The organism is Streptomyces sp. PA03-3a, from assembly GCF_033792735.1.
GTDB lineage: Bacteria > Actinomycetota > Actinomycetes > Streptomycetales > Streptomycetaceae > Actinacidiphila.
This window is the reverse complement of the sequence record NZ_JARAVM010000015.1, coordinates 32,190-53,690: the sequence shown is the minus strand read 5'-3', so window position 1 is coordinate 53,690 and position 21,501 is coordinate 32,190. Positions and strand designations below refer to the sequence as shown.

At 71.4% G+C, this 21,501-nt stretch carries 25 protein-coding genes and 3 tRNA genes; 19 read left to right on the top strand and 9 right to left on the bottom strand.

The window, feature by feature from the left end:
* Positions 1-75: 75 nt before the first annotated feature.
* Genes PV342_RS19555 through PV342_RS19545 form a run of 3 tightly spaced genes read right to left on the bottom strand, consistent with a single transcriptional unit; the run spans position 76 to position 2,138 of the window.
* Entirely contained in the window at positions 76-864 is a 789-nt protein-coding gene (locus tag PV342_RS19555; protein WP_500318066.1) for a hypothetical protein, read from the bottom strand.
* Positions 861-1,418 carry a SigE family RNA polymerase sigma factor gene (locus PV342_RS19550; protein WP_386991336.1) on the bottom strand — a complete coding sequence of 186 codons (558 nt, stop codon included), beginning with the start codon at positions 1,416-1,418 and terminating at the stop codon, positions 861-863. The genes PV342_RS19555 and PV342_RS19550 overlap by 4 nt, the downstream gene beginning before the upstream one ends.
* A gap of 30 nt (positions 1,419-1,448) precedes the next feature.
* Positions 1,449-2,138, bottom strand: a complete 690-nt coding sequence (locus PV342_RS19545) for a hypothetical protein (RefSeq protein WP_500318065.1) — start codon at positions 2,136-2,138, stop codon at positions 1,449-1,451.
* A gap of 631 nt (positions 2,139-2,769) precedes the next feature.
* On the opposite strand from PV342_RS19545, the gene PV342_RS19540 reads away from it, so the two are divergent.
* Both PV342_RS19540 and PV342_RS19535 read left to right on the top strand, forming a co-directional pair.
* A complete protein-coding gene (locus PV342_RS19540) occupies positions 2,770-3,321 on the top strand; it encodes a DoxX family protein (protein ID WP_386991340.1) in 552 nt (183 codons plus the stop codon).
* A 155-nt stretch (positions 3,322-3,476) separates the two neighbouring features.
* Positions 3,477-3,722: a DUF8825 domain-containing protein gene (locus tag PV342_RS19535; RefSeq protein WP_386991342.1), complete on the top strand. Its 246-nt coding sequence runs from the start codon at positions 3,477-3,479 to the stop codon at positions 3,720-3,722.
* On the opposite strand, the gene PV342_RS19530 is transcribed toward PV342_RS19535, so the two are convergent.
* The 3 genes from PV342_RS19530 to PV342_RS19520 form a co-directional block, all read right to left on the bottom strand.
* On the bottom strand, positions 3,692-4,159 hold the full coding sequence (locus PV342_RS19530) for a nuclear transport factor 2 family protein (protein ID WP_361010455.1): 468 nt from the start codon (positions 4,157-4,159) through the stop codon (positions 3,692-3,694). The genes PV342_RS19535 and PV342_RS19530 overlap by 31 nt on opposite strands.
* Before the next feature lie 186 nt (positions 4,160-4,345).
* Positions 4,346-5,008: an NAD(P)H-binding protein gene (locus tag PV342_RS19525; RefSeq protein ID WP_361010452.1), complete on the bottom strand. Its 663-nt coding sequence runs from the start codon at positions 5,006-5,008 to the stop codon at positions 4,346-4,348.
* 28 nt (positions 5,009-5,036) lie between these two features.
* Positions 5,037-6,281, bottom strand: coding sequence for an amidohydrolase family protein (locus tag PV342_RS19520; RefSeq protein ID WP_400804445.1), 1,245 nt, complete (start codon positions 6,279-6,281; stop codon positions 5,037-5,039).
* Positions 6,282-6,506: 225 nt separating this feature from the next.
* On the opposite strand from PV342_RS19520, the gene PV342_RS19515 reads away from it, so the two are divergent.
* The 7 genes from PV342_RS19515 to PV342_RS19485 all read left to right on the top strand — a co-directional run bounded on the left by PV342_RS19515 (position 6,507) and on the right by PV342_RS19485 (position 10,119).
* Positions 6,507-6,579 (top strand) — tRNA-Thr (locus PV342_RS19515).
* Positions 6,580-6,625: 46 nt separating this feature from the next.
* Positions 6,626-6,698: transfer RNA gene (locus PV342_RS19510), tRNA-Met, on the top strand.
* A gap of 87 nt (positions 6,699-6,785) precedes the next feature.
* A complete protein-coding gene (gene rpmG / locus PV342_RS19505) occupies positions 6,786-6,950 on the top strand; it encodes a 50S ribosomal protein L33 (protein WP_004571794.1) in 165 nt (54 codons plus the stop codon).
* A gap of 100 nt (positions 6,951-7,050) precedes the next feature.
* Positions 7,051-7,503 carry an FAS1-like dehydratase domain-containing protein gene (locus tag PV342_RS19500; protein WP_400804449.1) on the top strand — a complete coding sequence of 151 codons (453 nt, stop codon included), beginning with the start codon at positions 7,051-7,053 and terminating at the stop codon, positions 7,501-7,503.
* 3 nt (positions 7,504-7,506) lie between these two features.
* Positions 7,507-7,941: a MaoC family dehydratase gene (locus PV342_RS19495; RefSeq protein WP_361010446.1), complete on the top strand. Its 435-nt coding sequence runs from the start codon at positions 7,507-7,509 to the stop codon at positions 7,939-7,941.
* Positions 7,942-8,019: 78 nt separating this feature from the next.
* On the top strand, positions 8,020-8,583 hold the full coding sequence (locus PV342_RS19490) for a TetR/AcrR family transcriptional regulator (RefSeq protein ID WP_386991350.1): 564 nt from the start codon (positions 8,020-8,022) through the stop codon (positions 8,581-8,583).
* 93 nt (positions 8,584-8,676) lie between these two features.
* The gene (locus PV342_RS19485) at positions 8,677-10,119 is read left to right on the top strand and encodes a DHA2 family efflux MFS transporter permease subunit (RefSeq protein ID WP_500318061.1); all 1,443 of its coding nucleotides are present in this window, start codon (positions 8,677-8,679) and stop codon (positions 10,117-10,119) included.
* Positions 10,120-10,209: 90 nt separating this feature from the next.
* Here PV342_RS19485 and PV342_RS19480 read toward each other — a convergent pair whose 3' ends face one another.
* On the bottom strand, positions 10,210-10,701 hold the full coding sequence (locus tag PV342_RS19480) for a winged helix-turn-helix transcriptional regulator (RefSeq protein WP_500318060.1): 492 nt from the start codon (positions 10,699-10,701) through the stop codon (positions 10,210-10,212).
* 131 nt (positions 10,702-10,832) lie between these two features.
* Here PV342_RS19480 and PV342_RS19475 point away from each other — a divergent pair, with 131 nt between their 5' ends.
* Both PV342_RS19475 and PV342_RS19470 read left to right on the top strand, forming a co-directional pair.
* Entirely contained in the window at positions 10,833-12,002 is a 1,170-nt protein-coding gene (locus PV342_RS19475; RefSeq protein ID WP_500318058.1) for a thiolase family protein, read from the top strand.
* Positions 12,003-12,051: 49 nt separating this feature from the next.
* Entirely contained in the window at positions 12,052-13,116 is a 1,065-nt protein-coding gene (locus PV342_RS19470) for a UDP-N-acetylmuramate dehydrogenase (RefSeq protein WP_400804512.1), read from the top strand.
* A 60-nt stretch (positions 13,117-13,176) separates the two neighbouring features.
* On the opposite strand, the gene PV342_RS19465 is transcribed toward PV342_RS19470, so the two are convergent.
* Both PV342_RS19465 and PV342_RS19460 read right to left on the bottom strand, forming a co-directional pair.
* On the bottom strand, positions 13,177-14,190 hold the full coding sequence (locus PV342_RS19465; protein ID WP_500318056.1) for an adenosine deaminase: 1,014 nt from the start codon (positions 14,188-14,190) through the stop codon (positions 13,177-13,179).
* A gap of 135 nt (positions 14,191-14,325) precedes the next feature.
* Positions 14,326-15,543, bottom strand: coding sequence for a pyridoxal phosphate-dependent aminotransferase (locus tag PV342_RS19460; protein ID WP_400804459.1), 1,218 nt, complete (start codon positions 15,541-15,543; stop codon positions 14,326-14,328).
* A 214-nt stretch (positions 15,544-15,757) separates the two neighbouring features.
* Here PV342_RS19460 and PV342_RS19455 point away from each other — a divergent pair.
* From PV342_RS19455 to rplL, 8 genes are all read left to right on the top strand, one after another.
* Positions 15,758-15,830: transfer RNA gene (locus tag PV342_RS19455), tRNA-Trp, on the top strand.
* Positions 15,831-15,893: 63 nt separating this feature from the next.
* Positions 15,894-16,193, top strand: a complete 300-nt coding sequence (secE, locus tag PV342_RS19450; RefSeq protein WP_018558854.1) for a preprotein translocase subunit SecE — start codon at positions 15,894-15,896, stop codon at positions 16,191-16,193.
* Between the two features lie 69 nt (positions 16,194-16,262).
* On the top strand, positions 16,263-17,099 hold the full coding sequence (nusG, locus tag PV342_RS19445; RefSeq protein ID WP_018558855.1) for a transcription termination/antitermination protein NusG: 837 nt from the start codon (positions 16,263-16,265) through the stop codon (positions 17,097-17,099).
* 386 nt (positions 17,100-17,485) lie between these two features.
* A complete protein-coding gene (gene rplK / locus PV342_RS19440) occupies positions 17,486-17,920 on the top strand; it encodes a 50S ribosomal protein L11 (RefSeq protein ID WP_018558856.1) in 435 nt (144 codons plus the stop codon).
* Between the two features lie 74 nt (positions 17,921-17,994).
* Positions 17,995-18,720 (top strand): 50S ribosomal protein L1, encoded by a 726-nt coding sequence (rplA, locus tag PV342_RS19435; protein ID WP_018558857.1) that lies wholly within the window; start codon positions 17,995-17,997, stop codon positions 18,718-18,720.
* Positions 18,721-18,886: 166 nt separating this feature from the next.
* Positions 18,887-19,843, top strand: a complete 957-nt coding sequence (locus tag PV342_RS19430; RefSeq protein ID WP_463047776.1) for an SCO4651 family lipoprotein — start codon at positions 18,887-18,889, stop codon at positions 19,841-19,843.
* Between the two features lie 268 nt (positions 19,844-20,111).
* Complete coding sequence (gene rplJ, locus PV342_RS19425) at positions 20,112-20,666, top strand: 50S ribosomal protein L10 (protein ID WP_018558859.1); 555 nt, start codon at positions 20,112-20,114, stop codon at positions 20,664-20,666.
* Positions 20,667-20,747: 81 nt separating this feature from the next.
* Complete coding sequence (rplL, locus tag PV342_RS19420; RefSeq protein ID WP_018558860.1) at positions 20,748-21,131, top strand: 50S ribosomal protein L7/L12; 384 nt, start codon at positions 20,748-20,750, stop codon at positions 21,129-21,131.
* The last annotated feature ends 370 nt before the right edge of the window (positions 21,132-21,501 follow it).

Sequence of the window (21,501 nt, the reverse complement as noted above, 5' to 3'; positions counted from 1 at the left end):
CCGTGGCCGGTGTGTCTCCTCCATGAGGACAGGGCGGCCGGGCGGTATGTGACAGCGGCCACGCTCGTTCCGGGGTCAGCGCCAGTAGGTGTCGTGCGTGAGGCGGTGGTGGCGCTTGTCGTACTGGTCGACGGCGCTGATGGTCTTGCCGTTGGGTATGGCGACGGCCCAGGCGCGGTAGTCGGTGCCGGGGACGGTGACCGTGGGGGCCTTCAGTCGGGTGCCGTCGGTGAGGCTGACGATGCCGTAGGCGATGTCGGCCTCGGGGTTGGAGACCATGAGGCGGGAGCCGCTGGTGCCCTTGTCCTGGAAGCCCCACAGGCCCATGCCGCCGGAGCCGGCGGGGTCGTGGGTGCCGGTGACGGGTTGGCAGTCGGACCAGGGGCCGCCTTGGTGGTCGATGCGGACGCCGTCGATGTACATGCGCTGGCACAGCAGTGCCGTGCCGGGGGCGGTGGTCCCGTTGGGCGCGGTGGGCAGTTCGTAGCCCTCGGGCAGTGACCGGTGGAACTCCAGCGCCACCGACCAGGGGGCGCCACCCGTCGTGCCCCCGCCGACCGAAACGGTGAGGGGATCGGGCGTCGCGGTGGCGGTCGGGCTCGCGGCGGGGGAGGAATGCTGCGCGGGGCCGGCGGAAGGGTGGGGTCCTGGGAGCGAGAGGGCCAGGGCGGCGGCGAGGACACAGGCGGCACCGGCCACGGCGCCGACGGCAGCGGCGGCGCGGTGGCGTTTCCTGCGAGCCCGCGCCGTGGCGAGGATCCGGTCGACGGGGGCCTGGGAGGTGGGGTAGGCGTCGCGCGACCGAGCGAAGGCGTCGCGCAGCCAGTCCTCTTGGGCGGAGCGTCGGTCGTGGTGGTGAGTCATCGTGCCTCTGCGGGGCGGCTGGACGGGTGAAGACGGGCGAGGGTCCCCCGGTTGCGCAGCTTGTCCAGGGCCCGGGAAGCCTGGCTCTTCACGGTGCCGACCGAACAACCGAGGATGTCCGCCACTTCCTCCGCGGACAGGTCCTCGCAGTAGCGGAGCACGACGACCGCCCTCTGCCGCCCGGGCAGTTCGGCGAGCAGGCGGGCCAGGGCGTCGTAGCCGTCCACGCCCCCGACACCCGCCCCGTCCTCGGGGACGGGGCGGGTGTCGGGAAGCGACGGAAGAAGGAGGTGGGCGATCCTGCGGCGGCGGTGCCGGCTGCGGTTGGTGTTGACCAGCGCCCGCCGCACGTAGTGCTCGGCGTGCTCGGGCCGTAGCCGTCCCCAGTGCGGGTACACCCTGGCCAGCGTGGACTGCACCAGGTCTTCCGCTTCGTGAAAGTCTCCGGTGAGCAGGTACGCGGTGTGGGTCAGGGCGCGCCAGCGGGCGGCGACGAACCGGGTGAACTCGGCGTCCGGTCCGCCGTCCTCGGCTCGGTGGTCACGTGGCTGCACGGCAGGAGGTGCCTGTCCTTCTTTCCGGGGTCAGCGCCAGTAGGTGTCGTGCGTGAGGCGGTGGTGGCGCTTGTCGTACTGGTCGACGGCGCTGATGGTCTTGCCGTTGGGTATGGCGACGGCCCAGGCGCGGTAGTCGGTGCCGGGGACGGTGACCGTGGGGGCCATCAGTCGGGTGCCGTCGGTGAGGTTGACGATGCCGTAGGCGATGTCGGCCTCGGGGTTGGAGACCATGAGGCGGGAGCCGCTGGTGCCCTTGTCCTGGAAGCCCCACAGGCCCATGCCGCCGGAGCCGGCGGGGTCGTGGGTGCCGGTGACGGGTTGGCAGTCGGACCAGGGGCCGCCTTGGTGGTCGATGCGGACGCCGTCGATGTACATGCGCTGGCACAGCAGTGCCGTGCCGGGGGCGGTGGTCCCGTTGGGCGCGGTGGGCAGTTCGTAGCCCTCGGGCAGTGACCGGTGGAACTCCAGCGCCACCGACCAGGGCTTGCCGTCCACGCGGCCCTTGCCGATCAGTTGCGTGACGACCTGGGGCGTCTGCTTCCGGGGCGCGGCGACCGCCTTGGCGGCCACGGCGGCGGGTGATGCGCCGACCCGGTGCGCGGCAGGTGCCGCCGGGCCCGCCGGCGCCGCCACCGCGGAGGCGCCGAACGACACCGCGCCGATGGCGACCGCTGCGGCGGTCGCCATGCCCGCCTTCCTGGCAAAACTGAGAGCCACGGAGCATTTCTCCTTCGAAGCCGCCGCCCGGCACTGCGCCGGGCGGTCCTTGACGGCCGGCGCGGTGGGCCCGCGCGCCGGCCTGCGGCGGCCACCGGATGTGGTGGCCGCCGCGTGGACGTCTGTTCGTAGGTACTCCCGAAAATGCGCGGGGGGTTGCACGGCTCCGCAACTTCTTCTGCCGCGCGGCCGGTTGAGGCCGCTCCGTATGCCGGCGTCCGGCAGGCCCCACCGCGCGGGGTCCGGGAAGGGGTCGGAGGGCACGTCCTGCGGGACAAGCTGTTCCTTGCGGTTCCGCGTTGTTTTCGGGGCCGACCACCGGGCCCGAGGACTCCACGACGCCCGGCTCGTCGCGGGCCGCCGCCGCCCCTCGGCGTATCCCGCGTGACCGGGCCCCGCGCCCGCGGTCCCGAGGAGGCGAGGTCACCGGTGCCGTTCAGCACTTCCGGCATTCCGGTATGAGATGTAGAAAAGAGGGGAAAGTGGTTGAAAGCAGCACACAGATATCGCGTGCCTTCTGAGGAAGGAGGGATGCCTGTGTGATCCGCGGTGACCGCATCAACCCGCTCCGCTGGTCCCCGGGACGGCCGGTGCCGCCCGTCGGGGCTCGGGGGGCAGAAGAGGGTTCCCCATGAACTACATAGCTGAGCGATTGCGCGTTCCGCCGCAGACCGAAGGCGGCCCGCCGGCACGGCCGCGGGTGACCGCCGGTGACTGCGGTCTGCTGCTGATCAGGCTCACCTTCGGCGTCCTGATGGCGGGGCACGGGCTCCAGAAGACCCTCGGATGGTTCGGCGGCCAGGGGCTCACCACTACCGGCAAGGGCTTCGAGGAACTGGGCTACTCGCCGGGCAAGGTCTACGCCGCCATCGGCGGGGCCTCGGAGTTCCTGGGTGGCGTGGGCCTCGCGCTGGGGCTGCTCACCCCGCTCGCCTCGGCCGCGCTGATCGGCGTGATGATCAATGCCATGGCCACCGTGACCGGCGCCCGCGGGCTCTGGGACGAGCAAGGCGGCATCGAGTACAACCTGGCCATCACCGTCGTCGCCCTCGGCGTCGCCGCCATAGGCCCCGGGCGGCTCGCGCTGGACCGCTACTTCCGCTGGGGGAGGGGCGGCTGGGCCGATGCCGCCGTCGCCCTGGGTCTGGGCGGTGTGGGGGCCCTCGTCGTCCTGAACCTGTAGGCCGCCCCCGGCGGTGGCACACCTTCCTGCGGCCCCGGGGTGAGGGGGAGCCCAGGGGTCGTAGGACGTCCGAGCCGGGCTCCGCCGCGATCTCACCCCTACGAGTGACCCGTGAGGCGTGCGCAGGAAATCGAACACATGATTGAATTACGCGCATGGCCGACACCGTGTTCCCGCCCGATCTGGTGCAGGCGCAGCGCGAATGGCACCGCACCTACGCGCGACTCGCAGCGGAGCCGGCGCATGCGGCGCTCCTGCGACGACGTCTGCTGTGGCTCTCCGCCCGTCTGTTCTGGCACCCCTACTGGCGCACCGCCCCGGGCCGCTCGCCCGCGGCCCGGGTGGAGCTGCGGCGGCAGGCGCGGGCCGTTCAGAACCCGAGGTCGGAAAGACCGGGGTGATCGTCGGGCCGCCGTCCGAGCGGCCAGTGGTACTTGCGCTCCGACTCGGCGATGGGGGTGTCGTTGATGCTGGCCAGGCGTACGCGCATCAGGCCCTCGTCGTCGAACTCCCAGTTCTCGTTGCCGTAGGAGCGGTACCAGTTGCCGGAGTCGTCGTGGCACTCGTAGGCGAAGCGGACCGCGATGCGGTTGCCGTCGAAGGCCCAGAGCTCCTTGATGAGCCGGTACTCCTGCTCCCTCGTCCACTTCCGGGTGAGGAACGCGACGATCTCCTCCCGCCCGTGGACGAACTCGCCGCGGTTCCGCCACCGGCTGTCCGGTGTGTAGGCGAGGGACACCTTCTCGGGGTCGCGGCTGTTCCAGGCGTCCTCCGCGAGGCGGACCTTCTCGATCGCGGTCTCGCGGGTGAACGGGGGTGCCGGGGGCTTCATCGGCATGCTCTCTCCGTGACGTCAGGGGATGGTGCTGGCCGTCCCGATACGATCAAGTGCAGCCCAGAGCCGCACTGATCGCATCTCGGCCGTACCCCCTACCCGCCCATCCCAGCCCGCATCCGCGCCTCGCGGAAACGGGGTTCGGGGGCGGAGGCAGCCGCTCCCGAGGCGTCCGCTCCGGGGTGCGGTTCAGTTGCCGGCGACGTCCTTCACCGCGACCGACACCGGCGTGTGACCCTCGATCAGTTCCAGGGTGAGCCCCGCCGTCGAGGGTGTGTCGAGAAGCTCCGCGAGGACCGCCGCGACGTCGTCACGCGTCACCGAACCGCGCCCGGTGTCGGCGGCGAGCCGGACGCGTCCCGTGCCGGGGTCGTCGGTCAGACGGCCCGGGCGGACGATCGTCCACTCCAGGGCGGCACGACGGCGCACCTCGGCGTCGGCGGCTCCTTTGGCGCGCAGATAGGCGGCGAAGACCTCGTCGGTGCCGGGGCGGGGGTCGCCCTCCGCCCCCATCGCGGAGACCATCAGGTAACGGCGTACGCCCGCGCGTTCGGCCGCGTCGGCCAGGAGCACGGCGGCGTCCCGGTCCACGGTCTCCTTGCGGGCGGCGCCGCTGCCCGGCCCCGCGCCCGCGGCGAAGACGACCGCGCCCGCGCCGGCCAGCGCCCGGGCCACCTCGTCCACCGACGCCGACTCCAGGTCGAGCACGATCGGCTCGGCCCCAGCCTCGCGCAGGTCATCGGCCTGTTCCGGCCTGCGGATGATGCCGGCCACCTCGTCCTCGCGCGCGGCGAGCAGCCGTTCCAGCCGCAGCGCGATCTGTCCATGTCCACCAGCGATCACAGTGCGCATGCCACCGACGCTACGCCCGGCGTGCCGTTCATGCCGGGTCACGGCGGCTCCTCGATTGACGCGGCAGGTCGAGCGCCAGGGTGTCGGTGTACTCGCGCACCGCGCTGGTCCGCGAGACGACCCGCCCCCGGTGGATGACGATCCGGCTGTACGCGAGCGACAGCGCGCTCTCCAGCCGGTCGGCCCGCACCGCGAGCAGCTCTGCGGGAAAGCCCGCCTCCACCCGCACCTCGGGCAGCCCCATGACGGCGCGGGCGTCCCGGCTCACCGCCTCGTAGGCCTCCCCGGGGGCGCACTCGCCGTGTGTGGCGAGCAGGAAGGCGGCCTCCAGGGGGTCGCCGCGGCCGACGGGGTTGGCCAGATCGCGCAGTGCGCCGCTGCCCGCGGCGATCCGGACGCCGGCCGCCCGCAGGGTCCGCACCGGCGCGGTGCCGCCCCGGCGCACCGACTCCAGTGCGCCGCAGCCGCCCTGCGGGAGGGCGGTCAGCGAGACGCCGGCGGCGGCGAGCTGCCCCGCGAGGCGGACGGTGGTGTCGTACGGGAGCCGGGTCAGTCCGCCGCAGGGACCGAGGGCGACGCCCGGGCGCAGTCCTCCCGCCATCGCGGCGAGCCGGGAGAGCCGGGCCGGGTCGGCGGCGTCGGTGTGCAGGTCGACGGGCAGGCCGAACTCGGCGGCGACGGTGAGCACGGTCTCCGCGTAGCCGGCCGGGTCCGGATCGAGGTCGGGGCAGCCGCCCACCACGTCGGCCCCCATTTTGAGGGCGTCGCGGAGCACGGCGAGGCCGTCCGCGCCCGCCGGCCCGGTGAGCACCCGGGGCACGGCCACGGTCTGCACGTCGACCAGGCCGCGCAGCGCGCGCCGGGCCTGCAGCGCCGCCTCCAGGGCGCGCAGCCCCTGCACGTCGCCGATGCGGATGTGGGTGCGGACCGCGGTGGCGCCGTGGCCGAGCTGGTGGAGGGCGCCCTCGGTGACCCTGCGCTGTACGTCCTCGGCGTCGTACGAGGGCGGGCCGGCGGAGCCGGCGGTCAGCGCCGTGTCGAGGTGGGCATGGGGTTCGGCGGGGGCGGGCATTAGGAGGTAGCCGCCGAGGTCGACCCGGGTGCCCTCGTGGAGGCTGCCGGCGGTGCCGACGGCCTCGATGCGCGCTCCGGCCAGACGCACGTCGACGGTGCGGCCGTCGGCGAGGCGGGCACCGCAGAGCAGGAGGGCGGGGGCTGGGGCGGCTTCGCCGAGTGGGGGGTCGGTGGGCTGCTGCGGCTGGCTGTCGGTCATCGCGCTCCTCGGGGCCGGAGGCAAGATCACGCGGTTCCGAGCCTAGGGGGCCGTGCCCGGTCCGTCCGGGAAGAGCGAATAGTCGTACTGGTGACGTCAAGTGACGTATGGGGCCGAGCGGCTGGGGCGGCGGAGGTGGCCTCGTAGGCGGGAGGTGGTCCCGCGACTGCCCGCAAGATACGGATTTCACCTTCGGCGGCGGACCGTGTAATGTCTTCCTCGCTCGCCCCAATAGCTCAGTCGGCAGAGCGTCTCCATGGTAAGGAGAAGGTCTACGGTTCGATTCCGTATTGGGGCTCTGGTGATCGGATGACCCGCCACCCGGCGGGTGATCTTTTCATCGAAGCGGCGTAGCTCAGTCGGTAGAGCAAGCGGCTCATAATCGCTGTGTCACCGGTTCAAGTCCGGTCGCCGCTACCCGCGTAGCCGATTGTGGGATCGGTCCCTCAATCGGCTACTCTTTCCGTGTTCAAACCTTATTGCCGTTCGTCAAGGAGCACTCACGTGGCCGCCACCGACGTCCGCCCGAAGATCACGCTGGCCTGCGTGGAGTGCAAGGAGCGGAACTACATCACCAAGAAGAACCGGCGCAACGACCCGGACCGTCTTGAGATGAAGAAGCACTGCCCGCGCTGCAACGCCCACACCGCGCACCGCGAGACGCGCTGAACCAGGCCGTAAGACCAAAGAGGCCGCCCCTGTAAACGGGGGCGGCCTCTTGGCGTTGGCGGACCCGCCGACGTGTACATCACAGCTCCAGGAGGTGCCGATGGCGCTGGACCAGTCCTTCGTGGGGCGGACGTATCCGCCCACCGCTCCGTACGAGGTGGGCCGGGAGAAGATCCGCGAGTTCGCCGAGGCCGTCGGCGACCCGAACCCGGTCTACACCGACCCCGACGCGGCCAAGGCCCTGGGCCACCAGGACGTGATCGCGCCGCCGACCTTCCCGTTCGTGATCACGTACAAGGCCTCGGGGCAGGTCGTCCTCGATCCGGAGCTGGGACTGGACTACGGCCGGGTGGTGCACGGCGACCAGAAATTCAGCTACACCCGCCCCGTGCGGGCCGGTGACCTACTGTCGGTGACGGTCACCATCGAGGCCATCAAGTCGCTCGCGGGCAACGACGTCATCGACGTCCGCGGCGAGGTCCACGACGAGAGCGGCGAGCACGTGGTGACGGCGCTGATGAAACTGGTGGCGCGCGCGCCGGAGGGTGAGTGACCGATGACGGCGAAGATCTCCTACGACGAGGTCGAGGTGGGCACCGAACTGCCGGCGCAGTCCTTCCCCGTGAACCGCGCCACACTCGTGCAGTACGCCGGCGCCTCCGGTGACTTCAATCCGATCCACTGGAACGAGAAGTTCGCCAAGGAGGTCGGGCTGCCGGACGTCATCGCGCACGGCATGTTCACCATGGCCTCGGCGGTCCGCGTGGTGACGGACTGGGCCGGCGACCCGGGGGCGGTCGTGGAGTACGGCGTCCGCTTCACCAAGCCGGTCGTGGTGCCGAACGACGGCACGGGTGCGCTGATCGAGGTCAGCGCCAAGGTCGCGGCCAAACTGGACGACGACGAGCGCACGGTCCGGGTGGACGTGACGGCCGTCAGCGCCGGGCAGAAGGTGCTGGGAATGTCCCGCGCGGTGGTCCGGCTCGCGTAGCCGTGGGGAGTGGGGCGGCGGGCATGCCCGCCGCCTTCCTCTTGCCCCGGCTTGTTATTGACTGATAACTTACTTCGCATGGCAGGCGACGGGATGCGGATGAGTGCGGACGAGCGCCGCGAGGCGGCGGTCCGCGCGGCGATGGCGGAGTTCGGAACGGGTGGCTACAACGGCACCTCGACCGGCGTCATCGCCCAGCGCATGGGTGTGTCGCAGCCGTACCTCTTCCGGCTCTTCCCGAACAAGAAGGCGCTGTTCCTGGCCGCCGCGGCGCGGTGCGTCGAGACGATCGAGGCGCACTTCGAGAAGGCGGCCGAGGGGCTGGAGGGGGAGGAGGCGTTCGAGGCGATGTGCGGCTCGTACCAGGGGCTCATCGGGGGCGGCGACGTCCTGCGGATGCAGCTCCAGATGTACGTCGCCGCCGTCGACGACGAGGAGATCCGCGAGGCCTGCCGGCGCGGCTGGCTGGGCCTGTGGGACTACGTCAGGGCGCGCACGGGGGCGGGCGACGGCGACATGGCGCAGTTCTTCGGCACGGGGATGCTCGTGAACGTGCTGGTGGCGCTCGGTGTCCCGCAGGGCGAGCGCGGCTGGGCGGGGATCGTCGACCTCTACGCCGACCGCTTCCCGGGGAAGGGCTGACGGGTGGCCGGCTGACGGGCGGCCCCGGCCTTTCCGGAGCCGACCCATGGCCATGAAAGTTATTGATCAATTACTAATCAGCTGGGGGAGTTCATGGCACAGCAACCGGCGGAGGCCAGGCGCGGCAGCGTCGTCTGGGCACTCGTCATCACCAGCGTCGCCGGGTTCATGGCGGCGCTCGACAACCTCGTCGTCACCACGGCGCTGCCCTCCATCCGCGCTGACCTGGGCGGAGCCCTGGAGGACCTGGAGTGGACGGTGAGCGCCTACACGCTCACCTTCGCCGTCCTCCTGATGTTCGGCGCCGCCCTGGGCGACCGCTTCGGGCGCCGGCGCATGTTCCTCGTGGGGCTCGGCGTCTTCTCCGCGGCCTCCGCCGCCGCCGCGCTCGCCCCCGGCATGAACGAACTCATCGCCGCCCGGGCCGTCCAGGGCGTCGGCGCCGCGATCCTCATGCCGCTCACCCTCACCCTGCTCTCGGCCACCGTCCCGCCCGAGTGGCGCGGCATGGTGTTCGGCATCTGGGGCGCCGTCAACGGCCTCGCGGTCGCCGCCGGACCGCTCATCGGCGGCTCGCTCACCGAGCACATCTCGTGGCAGTGGATCTTCTGGCTGAACGTCCCGATCGGCCTGCTCCTGCTGCCCCTCGCCCGGCTGCGGCTCGCCGAGAGCCGCGGTCCCGAGCCCCGGCTCGACGTGACCGGCACGGTGCTCGCCAGCGCGGGTCTGTTCGGCATCGTCTACGCCCTCGTCCGCGGCAACGCCGACGGCTGGAGCAGCGGCCCGGTCCTGGGCGGCCTCGTCGGCGGCGGTGTGCTGCTGGCCGCCTTCGTCCGGCACGGCATCCGCGCCCGCAACCCGATCCTGCCGATGCGGCTCTTCCGCAGCCGCGCCTTCGCCGCCGTCAACGCGGCCAGCCTGCTGATGTTCCTCGGCATGTTCGGCTCGATCTTCCTGCTCAGCCAGTTCCTCCAGGGCGTCGCGGGCTACTCCCCGACGGAGGCTGGGCTGCGCATGCTGCCCTGGACCGGCATGCCGATGCTCGTCGCGCCCGTCGCAGGCTTCCTCTCCGACCGCGTCGGCGGCCGGCCGGTCGTCGCCGCCGGGCTCGCCCTGCAGGCGGTGGGGCTCGGCTGGTTCGCCCTGATCGTGGAGCCGGGCATGTCGTACGCGTCGCAGGTGCCGGCGCTGATCGCGAGCGGCATCGGAATGGCGATGTACTTCGCGCCGAGCGCCAACATCGTCATGGGCAGCGTGCGGCCGGAGGAGCAGGGCATCGCCTCGGGCGCCAACAACGCCCTCCGCGAGGTCGGCGGGGCCCTCGGCGTCGCCACCCTCGCGGCGGTCTTCTCCGCCCAGGGCGGCTACGAGTCCGCGACGCGGTTCGTCGACGGCCTCACCCCGGCGCTCTGGGTGGGCGCGGCCGCCGTCGCGGCGGGCGCGCTCGCGGCGCTCCTCGTCCCGGGCCGCCGCGCCGCGAAGGCCCCCGAGGCGACCCCGGTCCCGTCCAAGCCCCTGGTCGACGCGGCGCCCTGACGGTGCCTCACGCGAGGCGGGTGTGCCGGTGCGGCGCACCCGCCTCGCGGCGTGCTCGACCCGCTCCGCCCGCACGGGCGGGCCCCTGGTTCAGGCGGGCGGCGCGGCCACCGTCCGTCCCGCGGAAGTCCACCCCTCGCTCCGGATGTCGAGTGCGAGGTCGTGGTCGTGGACCTCGTCCCCGCAGGTGCGGCAGTACTCGACGGCGTCCACCGGGTGGTCCCCCCGGTGCCGCAGCACCACCGGCGGCTCCTCCACCGCCCACTTGTCGCCCCACGCCACCAGGGCCCGGATGACCGGCGCGAGATCACGCCCCGCCGCCGTCAGGTGGTACTCGTACCGCGGCGGCCGCTCGCTGTAGGCGCGCCGTTCGACGATGCCGGCCTCCTCCAGGGCGCGCAGCCGCGCGGTGAGGCGGTCGCGGGGAGCGCCCGTGTTGCGGGCGAGGGCGTCGAAACGCCGGTTGCCGTAGAGAATCTCGCGAACCGCGAGCAGCGCCCACTTCTCGCCGACGACGTGCAGGGCCGCGGCGGCGGAGCAGGGACGCCCCGGCAGTGGGGGCACAGGTGTGGTCGGGCTCACCGGCCCAGTCTCACACAGCGGGTTGTGATTCCAAACCCACCCGCCCTACCCTCGTCTCCGCGTCATAGTTTGAAAGTCGAACTCACTCATCCGCCATCCCGTCCGCACACCCCGCAGAAGGTGAGAACGTCATGCGCGACGCCGTCATCGTCGAAGCCGTCCGCACCCCCATCGGCAAGGGCAAGCCGGGAGGTGCGCTCGCCGGTACGCACCCGGTGGAGCTGCTCGCCCACACCCTCGAGGAACTCGTCGGCCGCAGCGGGATCGACCCGGCGCAGGTAGACGACGTCATCGGCGGCACCGTCGACCAGGTCGGCGAGCAGGCCATGAACACCACCCGCTGGGCCTGGCTGTCGGCGGGCTTCCCGGACTCCGTCCCGGCCACCACGGTCGACCGGCAGTGCGGCTCCTCCCAGCAGGCCGTGCACTTCGCCGCGCAGGGCGTCGTCGCCGGCGCGTACGACGTCGTCGTGGCCTGCGGGGTGGAGTCGATGAGCCGGGTCCCCATGTGGTCCAACGTGCCGCCCGGCGCGGACCCGTTCGGCCCGGGCGTGGCCGCGCGCTTCCCCGGCGGACTCGTGCCGCAGGGCATCAGCGCGGAGCTGATCGCCGCCAAGTGGTCGCTGAGCCGCGAGGCAATGGACGCCTTCGCCGCCGAGTCGCACGGCAGGGCCGCCGCCGCGTGGTCGGCCGGTGCCTTCGACGCCGAGGTCGCGCCGCTGGCCGGACTCACCACGGACGAGTCCGTCCGCCCCACGACCACCCCGGAGATCCTCGCCGGGCTGCGCCCCGCCTTCGCCGACCCCGGCTACGCCGAGCGCTTCCCGCAGATCGACTGGTCGGTCACGGCCGGCAACAGCAGCCCGGTCAACGACGGCGCCTCCGCGGTGCTGATCACCAGCAGCGAGACCGCCGAGCGCCTGGGCCTGCGCCCGCTCGCCCGGCTGCACAGCTTCGCCGTCACCGGCTCCGACCCCCTGCTGATGCTCACCGGCGTCATCCCGGCCACCGAACGGGTGCTGCGCCGCGCGGGGCTGGACCTGGCGGACGTCGACCTCTTCGAGGTCAACGAGGCCTTCGCGAGCGTCGTCCTCGCCTGGCTCCAGGAGACCGGCGCCGATCCCGCCAAGGTCAACGTCAACGGCGGCGCCATCGCGCTGGGCCACCCGCTGGGCGCCAGCGGCACCCGGCTGATGACCACCCTGGTCCACGCCATGCGGGCCCGGGGCGCGCGCTACGCGCTGCAGACCATGTGCGAGGCGGGCGGGCTGGCCAACGCGACGGTCCTCGAGGCGCTCTGATCCGTACGGGACGGGCGGCAGCCCTGGCCGGTCCGCCCGCCCCCGTACCCTGAATGCCGTGCACGTACTCAACGACGCCCCGCTCGCGCCCCTGACCACCTTCCGCCTCGGGGGTCCCGCCACCCGCCTGGTGACGGCGACCACGGACGCCGAGGTCGTCGAGGCCGTCCGGGAGGCGGACGCCGCCGGGACGCCGCTGCTGGTCATCGGAGGCGGCAGCAACCTGGTGATCGGCGACGAGGGCTTCGCCGGAACCGCGCTGCGCATCGCCACCGGCGGCTTCGAGCTGAACGGCACCGAGCTGGAGCTCGCGGCGGGCGAGGTGTGGACGGACGCCGTCGCCCGTGCCGTGGAGGCGGGCCTGGCGGGCGTCGAGTGCCTGGCCGGCATCCCGGGCTCCGCCGGGGCCACGCCCATCCAGAACGTGGGCGCGTACGGCCAGGAGGTCGCGAGCACGATCACCGAGGTGATCGCCTACGACCGGACCACCGGCGAAACGGTCGTCCTGGACAACGCCGGGTGCGCCTTCTCCTACCGGCACAGCCGCTTCAAGGCGGACCCCGCCCGCTACGTCGTGCTGCGGGTGCGCTTCGCGCTGGAGGACGCCGGCGGTATGTCCGGCCCGCTGAAGTACGCCGAGGTGGCCCGCGCCCTCGGCGTCGGCACGGGCGACCGGGTGCCCCTGGCCACCGCCCGCGAGACGGTGCTGAAGCTGCGCTCGGGCAAGGGCATGGTGCTGGACCCCGAGGACCACGACACCTGGTCGGCCGGCTCCTTCTTCACCAACCCGGTCCTCACCGAGGCCGGATACGCGGACTTCCTGACCCGGGTCCACGACCGGCTCGGCCCGGACACCGCGCCCCCCGCCTACCCCGCGGGCGACGGCCGCATCAAGACCTCCGCCGCCTGGCTGATCGACAAGGCGGGCTTCACCAAGGGCTACGGCACCGGCCCCGCGCGGATCTCCACCAAGCACACCCTGGCCCTGACCAACCGGGGCGGGGCGACGACCGCCGACCTGCTCGCGCTGGCCCGCGAGGTCGTCGACGGCGTCCACGCGGCCTTCGGGATCACCCTGGTCAACGAGCCGGTGACGGTCGGCGTCAGCCTCTGAGCCGCCGGCGCGCCCCCGGTACGCCGCCCGGCGCCCCCGCCTGTACCGTCCCGGCCGGGATCAGACGCCGAGCCAGTCGTCGATCCCCGCCAGGAGCTTGTTCCGCACACCCTCCGGCGCCGCCGAACCGCGCACCGACTGGCGGGCCAGCTCGGCCAGCTCCTCGTCGGTGAAGCCGTGCGCCCGCCGGGCCAGCTCGTACTGCGCGGCGAGCCGCGAGCCGAACAGCAGCGGGTCGTCGGCGCCCAGCGCCATCGGCACGCCGGCGTCGAAGAGGGTGCGCAGCGGCACCTGCTCGGGCCGGTCGTAGACGCCGAGGGCGACGTTGGACGACGGGCACACCTCGCAGGTGACGTCCCGCTCGGCGAGCCGGGCCATCAGCCGCGGGTCCTCGGCCGCCCGCACGCCGTGCCCGACCCGGCTCGCGTGGAGGTCGTCCAGGCAGTCCCGGACGCTCCCCGCGCCCGCCAGTTCGCCGCCGTGCGGAGCCGCCAGCAGTCCGCCCTCCCGGGCGATGGCGAAGGCGCGGTCGAAGTCCCGGGCCAGTCCCCGGCGCTCGTCGTTGGAGAGCCCGAAGCCGACCACCCCGTGATCGGTGTAGCGCACCGCGAGGCGGGCGAGCGTACGGGCGTCCAGGGGGTGCTTGGTGCGGTTGGCGGCGATGAGGACGGCCATGCCCACGCCCGTCTCCCTGGAGGCGGTCTCCACCGCGTCCAGGATGATCTCCATCGCCGGGATCAGCCCGCCCAGGCGCGGCGCGTACGAGGTGGGGTCGACCTGTATCTCCAGCCACCCCGAGCCGTCGCGGGCGTCCTCCTCGGCGGCCTCGCGCACCAGACGCCGGATGTCGTCGGGGGAGCGGAGCACGGAACGCGCGATGTCGTACAGGCGCTGGAAGCGGAACCAGCCGCGCTCGTCGGTCGCCCGCAGACTGGGGGGCTCGCCCGAGGTCAGCGCCTCGGGGAGGTGCACCCCGTACTTGTCGGCGAGCTCCAGCAGGGTCGCGGGCCGCATCGAGCCGGTGAAGTGCAGGTGGAGGTGCGCCTTGGGGAGGAGGGATACATCGCGTGCCATTCACAGATCCTGCCGCACCGGTGGGGGGTGCCGGTACCGCTTTCGGCCGCTTTCCCCGAACGAGGGCTTGCCCGCACACACACGCGGGCCCCCTGACCGGCCGGTCAGGGGGCCCGCGGGGCGGTCCGAACAGGCTCAGGCCTTGGCCTCGCCCAGCAGCTTCTGCATCCGGGAGACGCCCTCGACGAGGTCCTCGTCACCGAGCGCGTACGACAGACGCAGGTAGCCGGGGGTGCCGAAGGCCTCGCCCGGGACCACGGCGACCTCGGCCTCCTCCAGGATCAGCTCGGCCAGCTCCACGGAGCTCTGCGGCCGCCTGCCGCGGATCTCCTTGCCGAGCAGCGCCTTGACCGAGGGGTACGCGTAGAACGCGCCCTCCGGCTCGGGGCAGACGACACCGGGGATCTCGTTGAGCATCCGCACGATGGTCTGGCGGCGGCGGTCGAAGGCCTTGCGCATCTCGGCCACGGCCACCAGATCGCCGGAGACGGCCGCCAGGGCGGCGACCTGCGCGACGTTGCTCACGTTCGAGGTGGCGTGCGACTGCAGGTTGGTGGCGGCCTTCACGACGTCCTTGGGGCCGATGATCCACCCCACGCGCCAGCCGGTCATGGCGTAGGTCTTGGCCACGCCGTTGACGACGACGCACTTGTCGCGCAGCTCGGGGAAGAGCGCCGGCAGCGAGACCGCGGCGGCACCGCCGTAGACCAGGTGCTCGTAGATCTCGTCGGTCAGCACCCACAGGCCGTGCTCGACGGCCCAGCGGCCGATCGCCTCGGTCTCGGCCTCGGTGTAGACGGCGCCGGTGGGGTTGGACGGCGACACGAAGAGCACGACCTTGGTCTTCTCCGTGCGGGCGGCCTCCAGCTGCTCGACGGATACGCGGTAGCCGGTGGTCTCGTCGGCGACCACGTCCACCGGGACGCCGCCCGCCAGCCGGATCGACTCGGGGTACGTCGTCCAGTACGGCGCCGGGACGATGACCTCGTCACCCGGGTCGAGGATCGCGGCGAAGGCCTCGTAGATGGCCTGCTTGCCACCGTTGGTGACCAGGATCTGGGAGGCGTCGACCTCGTAGCCGGAGTCGCGCAGCGTCTTGGCGGCGATCGCGGCCTTCAGCTCCGGCAGACCGCCGGCCGGCGTGTAGCGGTGGAACTTCGGATTGCGGCACGCCTCCACGGCCGCCTCGACGATGTAGTCGGGGGTCGGGAAGTCGGGCTCGCCGGCTCCGAAGCCGATGACCGGTCGCCCGGCGGCCTTGAGGGCCTTGGCCTTCGCGTCCACGGCGAGCGTCGCGGACTCGGAGATCGACCCGATGCGGGCCGACACGCGTCGTTCAGTTGCAGCGGTCATGTCTGCATCGTCGCAGACCCGGCGGCACCGGAGCACACGAGTTCACGTTCCGGGCAGAACCGAGCGGAACCTCGCCGAACCGCGCCCGGACACGCTCCGCATTCGACGCCCGGCCCGCGAACACGTACACTCATCCGTCGATGGCCCCCGCAAGCTGATCTTGGCTGCGCACATCGTGCAGCCGCTCGGATGCGGTACGTTGGGGGGCACTCAAAGGGTCGTAGCTCAATTGGTAGAGCACTGGTCTCCAAAACCAGCGGTTGGGGGTTCGAGTCCCTCCGGCCCTGCTAGAAGCAGGCAGACGCTTTGAGGATTGTTTCGGCAAACGAACCGGATTCAGGTGAGGACGAGTGACGGAAGCCCTGGGCTCCACCGCGACGCCTGAAAGTGGTCGTCCCGACAGTGATTCCGCGGACGCCGGCTCGAAGAAGCCCCGCCGCGGCGGCAAGCGCGGCAAGAAGGGCCCTCTCGCGCGCCTCGCGCTCTTCTACCGCCAGATCGTCGCGGAGCTCCGCAAGGTCGTCTGGCCCACGCGCAACGACCTGGTCACCTACACCAGCGTGGTGATTGTCTTCGTTGTGGTCATCATCGCGCTCGTTACCGTGATTGACTGGGGATTCAACAAGGGCGTCTCGTACGTCTTCGGGTGATTCCTCCCGCGGAGGGCGCCCGCGGCGCCCGACCGCCTGTTCCACATCGTGAAGGAAGAAGCAGCGACCGTGTCTGACCCGAACCTGTACGACGCCGACGAGACCGTCGAGGGCGACGACACCGCGCTCGACATCGTCGAGGCAGCCGACGGCGACATCGACCAGGCGGAGGCTGCAGACGAGGCCGCCGGCGAGCCCGCCGAGCAGGCTGCCGTCCAGGTCGTCGACGAGGACGAGGCGGACGGGACGGACGAGGCCACGACTGAGGAAGCCGCGGAGGAGCAGGCCCCGGTTGACCCGGTCGCCGCGTTCCGCGAGGAGCTGCGCGTGCTCCCCGGCGAGTGGTACGTCATCCACACCTACGCCGGCTACGAGAACCGCGTGAAGTCCAACCTGGAGCAGCGCGCGGTCTCGCTGAACGTCGAGGACTACATCTACCAGGCAGAAGTGCCCCAGGAAGAGGTCGTCCAGATCAAGAACGGCGACCGCCGTACCGTCCGCCAGAACAAGCTGCCCGGCTACGTGCTGGTGCGCATGGACCTGACGAACGAGTCCTGGGGCGTCGTCCGCAACACCCCCGGCGTCACCGGCTTCGTCGGCAACGCCTACGACCCGTACCCGCTGACGCTGGACGAGGTCACCAAGATGCTGGCCCCGGAGGTCGAGGAGCTGGCTGCCGCCGCCGAGGGCGGCGAGGGCGGCGCAGTGCCGAAGCGCAAGGTCGAGGTCCAGGTGCTGGACTTCGAGGTGGGCGACTCGGTCACGGTCACCGACGGCCCGTTCGCGACGCTGCAGGCCACGATCAACGAGATCAACCCGGACTCGAAGAAGGTCAAGGGCCTCGTGGAGATCTTCGGCCGCGAGACGCCGGTCGAGCTCAGCTTCGACCAGATCCAGAAGAACTGACCGACCCAGAACACCGGAAGAGCCCCCGCCCGCGGTTTCCCGCCGGGCGGGGGCTCTTCCGTGTGCGGCGAGGCCCGGCGGTGCCGCAGGCCTGGTGCGCGGCGGAAGCCTCCTGACGCGGTCCTCACCCGGGCACTGAGGCCGCTCGGGCGTCCCTGGTCGTTGCCGGCTCCGGCGGGCGGCACCGGCGGCGTCCGCGAGCGCGTGAACGGGCCCGCAGCCGGCCGCGCGAAGCGCGGATCGACGGGGGGTGGGCCGGTGCTCGCGGCGGCGCCCCAGAGCTTCGCTGACCTGCCCGGTTTCAGGGCTCGGCACGATACCCGCTATCGTGGTGCGGTATGCCTGCTCGCAGGCAGGAAACTCTCACTAGGACCCGGAGAGAGCACATGCCTCCCAAGAAGAAGAAGGTCACGGGGCTTATCAAGCTCCAGATCAACGCCGGCGCGGCCAACCCGGCCCCGCCGGTGGGCCCGGCGCTGGGTCAGCACGGCGTCAACATCATGGAGTTCTGCAAGGCCTACAACGCGGCCACCGAGTCGCAGCGTGGCTGGGTGATCCCGGTGGAGATCACGGTCTACGAGGACCGTTCCTTCACCTTCATCACCAAGACCCCGCCGGCCTCCCGCATGATCCTCAAGGCTGCGGGTGTGGAGAAGGGCTCCGGCGAGCCGCACAAGACCAAGGTCGCGAAGCTTACGCGCAACCAGGTCCGCGAGATCGCCACGACCAAGCTGCCCGACCTCAACGCGAACGACCTGGACGCCGCGGAGAAGATCATCGCCGGCACCGCTCGTTCCATGGGCATCACGGTCGAGGGCTGACCACACCACCGGCAGTTCCGTGGTTGGGCCTGCTCGGCCCGCACCACGACTCCTCAAGACACACAGGAGCAGTAGTGAGCAAGCGCAGCAAGTCTCTCCGCGCTGCGGACGGCAAGATCGACCGGGAGCGTCTGTACGCGCCCCTCGAGGCCGTCCGTCTCGCCAAGGACACCTCCACCAGCAAGTTCGACGGCACCGTCGAGGTGGCCTTCCGTCTGGGCGTCGACCCGCGCAAGGCCGACCAGATGGTCCGTGGCACCGTGAACCTTCCGCACGGCACCGGTAAGACCGCCCGGGTCCTGGTCTTCGCGACCGGTGACCGTGCCGAGGCCGCGCGTGCCGCGGGCGCCGACATCGTCGGCGCCGACGAGCTGATCGACGAGGTCGCGAAGGGCCGTCTGGACTTCGACGCCGTCGTCGCCACCCCGGACCTCATGGGCAAGGTCGGCCGCCTCGGCCGTGTCCTCGGCCCCCGTGGTCTGATGCCGAACCCGAAGACCGGCACCGTCACCCCCGACGTGGCCAAGGCCGTCACGGAGATCAAGGGCGGCAAGATCGAGTTCCGCGTCGACAAGCACTCGAACCTGCACTTCATCATCGGCAAGACCTCGTTCGGTGAGCAGCAGCTGGTCGAGAACTACGGCGCCGCCCTGGACGAGATCCTTCGTCTGAAGCCGTCCGCCGCCAAGGGCCGCTACATCAAGAAGGCCGCCATCAGCACCACGATCGGCCCCGGCATCCCGGTGGACCCGAACCGCACCCGCAACCTCCTCGTCGAGGAGGACCCGGCCGCCGTCTGACCGGGTCGGGCCCCTGCGGCTCGTGTGATGTGAACCGGCCCCGCACCTCCTCCGGGAGGCGCGGGGCCGGTTTTTTATTGCGTACGGCCCTGTCGGTGGCGTGCGTTACGGTGTCCCACGTTTCACGGGGGACACACAGCAGACGAACAGCATGGGGTGGGAAAGCATGAGCATGTCCGGATGGAAGCGTGCCGGCGTCTGCCTGGCGGCGGTGGCCGTCGTCGCCGGTGTCGCGGGCTGCGACGACGGTGACGGGGGCGGCAAGAAGCGGAAGAAGGCCGACGGCTCGCCGGTCTCGCGGGTGCTGTCGCAGAGCGAGATCGCCAAGGCCGTCAGGGCGGCCTTCACGACGACCTCCGAGGCGAAGTCCGCCAAGGTCCGCATGACCATCACCGCGCCCGCCGGGACGCAGGGCGGCGGCACCACGCGGATCTCCGGTGTGCAGGGCTGGGACCCCGCGGTCATGGACGTCACCGTCACGGGCTCCGCGCTCACCGAGGGTGCCCCGGACGGCCCCTCCCAGGTGCGCATGAAGATGCTGGACAACGTCATGTACATGGACATGGGCCCGAGCATGGCCGCCGAGACGGGCGGCAAGCGCTGGATGAAGATGGACTTCGAGGCGGCGGCCAAGGCGAGCGGCGACGCCGAGATGCAGAAGCGGATGACCGCCGGCCTGGAGAACATGAACCAGGACCCGGCCGAGCAGCTCGCTCTGCTGCTCCAGTCGCCGAGCATCAAGCACGTCGGCGCGGAGAAGGTCGGCGGCGCGCAGACCGAGCACTACCGGGGCACGCTCACCTTCGCGGAGATGATCGCCACCAACAAGGCCGCCGACCTGGTCTCCGAGAAGGACCGCAAGACCGCGATCGCCAACGCCGAGAAGGCCGGCATCAAGGGGTACGACACCGAGATCTGGGTCAACGAGGACCACTTCCCGGTCCGGATGGCCATCGGGATGAAGATGCCCGAGGGCACGGTCCGCATCGCCGCGACCTACTCCGACTTCGGGACCGCCGCCACCGTCGAGGCGCCGCCGGCGAAGGACACCTTCGACCTCTTCAAGATGATCAAGGACATGAAGCCGTCCGAGCTGTCCGGGGGCACCGGTTCCACGGGCTGACCTGCCCCAACGGCGGATTTGCCTGGCAGGGATCCGTTCACGTATTCTTCCCGAGAAGCCAAAGACCGCTGGTTGTTGGCGCGCCCGCGAGGGCGCGGCAGCCGAAGGATCCGCTGATGCGGACGACCCGCGCAGGTGACAGTGGATGTACTCCCGGAATTCTCGCAATTCCGGTCGAGACACGCCCCGTGCGCCTGCGCCGGGGCGTTTGTTTTTGCCCGGCCCCTTCCCGCGCGGTCCGAATCACCCGGAAGGAGGCCGAGGCTCTATGGCGAGGCCCGACAAGGCCGGTTCGGTCGCGGAGCTGACGGACAAGTTCCGCAGCTCCAACGCCGCCGTGCTGACCGAGTACCGCGGTCTCACCGTGGCGCAGCTCAAGACGCTGCGCCGTTCGCTCGGTGAGAACGCCACGTACGCCGTGGTGAAGAACACGCTGACCAAGATCGCGGCCAACGAGGCCGGGATCACCCAGCTCGACGACCTGTTCGCGGGTCCGACGGCTGTCGCCTTCGTCACCGGTGACCCGGTGGAGTCGGCGAAGGGTCTCCGTGACTTCGCCAAGGAGAACCCGAACCTCATCATCAAGGGCGGTGTGCTTGACGGCAAGCCGCTGTCCGCCGATGAGATCAAGAAGCTCGCGGACCTCGAGTCCCGCGAGGTGCTGCTCGCCAAGCTGGCGGGTGCCATGAAGGCCAAGCAGGGCCAGGCCGCTGCTGTCTTCCAGGCCCTGCCGTCGAAGCTCGTTCGCACCGTGGAAGCGCTGCGCGCGAAGGCCGAGCAGGGCGGTGCCGGTACGCCGGCTCCCGCCGAGGACGCGGAGTAACCACTCCCGTGCTCTAGCGGGCCCGTACGCCCGCCGACATGTACATCCGGCACCAGCCGAATTAGTGGAAGGACCGCCATCATGGCGAAGCTCAGCCAGGACGACCTGCTCGCCCAGTTCGAGGAGATGACCCTCATCGAGCTCTCCGAGTTCGTGAAGGCCTTCGAGGACAAGTTCGACGTCACCGCTGCCGCGCCGGTCGCCGTCGCCGCCGCCGGCGTCCCCGGTGCCCCGGCCGAGGCCGTCGAGGAGAAGGACGAGTTCGACGTCATCCTCACCGGCGCCGGCGACAAGAAGATCCAGGTCATCAAGGTCGTGCGCGAGCTGACCTCCCTGGGTCTGAAGGAGGCCAAGGACCTCGTCGACGGCACCCCGAAGCCGGTCCTCGAGAAGGTCAACAAGGAGGCCGCGGAGAAGGCCGCCGAGTCCCTCAAGGCCGCGGGCGCGGCTGTCGAGGTCAAGTGATCGCTGCCCCTTCCGAGGGGCTGATCAGCCGCTGGGCGGCCACCCTTTCGGGTGGCCGCCCTCGGTCGTTTGCGTGGTGCGTCACCCGGTCCGGCGACCGACCCGGGTAGGGTGATCATCACTGTTCCGTGACCGTCGGCTCCCTCGAGCTGTGACGATCTCCGCGGGGCGGAGGCCTTGACGAACCGCACGCAGCGCGCGATTCTCAGGACGCGTCGTCACATCGGCCATGGACCGAGGCATGGAACGAAGGCGATGCGGGAATGCCTAGCGTGGCAAGCGTGAAAGAGGGCATGACGGCTCACAACAAGGGGATCTCACCGACCCCTCCGGAGGACGAGATTGGTGCAGCACCGGTCTCCGAAACTCT

Excerpts from the sequence above, each read along its gene's own strand:
- rplJ (WP_018558859.1), top strand. The coding sequence starts at position 20,112 with ATGGCGAGGCCCGACAAGGCCGGTTCGGTCGCGGAGCTGACGGACAAG.
- PV342_RS19535 (WP_386991342.1), top strand. The coding sequence starts at position 3,477 with ATGGCCGACACCGTGTTCCCGCCCGATCTGGTGCAGGCGCAGCGCGAA.
- PV342_RS19500 (WP_400804449.1), top strand. The coding sequence starts at position 7,051 with ATGGCGCTGGACCAGTCCTTCGTGGGGCGGACGTATCCGCCCACCGCT.
- PV342_RS19485 (WP_500318061.1), top strand. The coding sequence starts at position 8,677 with ATGGCACAGCAACCGGCGGAGGCCAGGCGCGGCAGCGTCGTCTGGGCA.
- PV342_RS19525 (WP_361010452.1), bottom strand. The coding sequence starts at position 5,008 with ATGCGCACTGTGATCGCTGGTGGACATGGACAGATCGCGCTGCGGCTG.
- PV342_RS19540 (WP_386991340.1), top strand. The coding sequence starts at position 2,770 with ATGAACTACATAGCTGAGCGATTGCGCGTTCCGCCGCAGACCGAAGGC.
- PV342_RS19555 (WP_500318066.1), bottom strand. The coding sequence starts at position 864 with ATGACTCACCACCACGACCGACGCTCCGCCCAAGAGGACTGGCTGCGC.
- PV342_RS19475 (WP_500318058.1), top strand. The coding sequence starts at position 10,833 with ATGCGCGACGCCGTCATCGTCGAAGCCGTCCGCACCCCCATCGGCAAG.
- PV342_RS19460 (WP_400804459.1), bottom strand. The coding sequence starts at position 15,543 with ATGACCGCTGCAACTGAACGACGCGTGTCGGCCCGCATCGGGTCGATC.
- PV342_RS19520 (WP_400804445.1), bottom strand. The coding sequence starts at position 6,281 with ATGACCGACAGCCAGCCGCAGCAGCCCACCGACCCCCCACTCGGCGAA.
- PV342_RS19430 (WP_463047776.1), top strand. The coding sequence starts at position 18,887 with ATGAGCATGTCCGGATGGAAGCGTGCCGGCGTCTGCCTGGCGGCGGTG.
- rplL (WP_018558860.1), top strand. The coding sequence starts at position 20,748 with ATGGCGAAGCTCAGCCAGGACGACCTGCTCGCCCAGTTCGAGGAGATG.
- PV342_RS19530 (WP_361010455.1), bottom strand. The coding sequence starts at position 4,159 with ATGCCGATGAAGCCCCCGGCACCCCCGTTCACCCGCGAGACCGCGATC.
- PV342_RS19495 (WP_361010446.1), top strand. The coding sequence starts at position 7,507 with ATGACGGCGAAGATCTCCTACGACGAGGTCGAGGTGGGCACCGAACTG.
- rplK (WP_018558856.1), top strand. The coding sequence starts at position 17,486 with ATGCCTCCCAAGAAGAAGAAGGTCACGGGGCTTATCAAGCTCCAGATC.
- PV342_RS19490 (WP_386991350.1), top strand. The coding sequence starts at position 8,020 with ATGGCAGGCGACGGGATGCGGATGAGTGCGGACGAGCGCCGCGAGGCG.
- PV342_RS19465 (WP_500318056.1), bottom strand. The coding sequence starts at position 14,190 with ATGGCACGCGATGTATCCCTCCTCCCCAAGGCGCACCTCCACCTGCAC.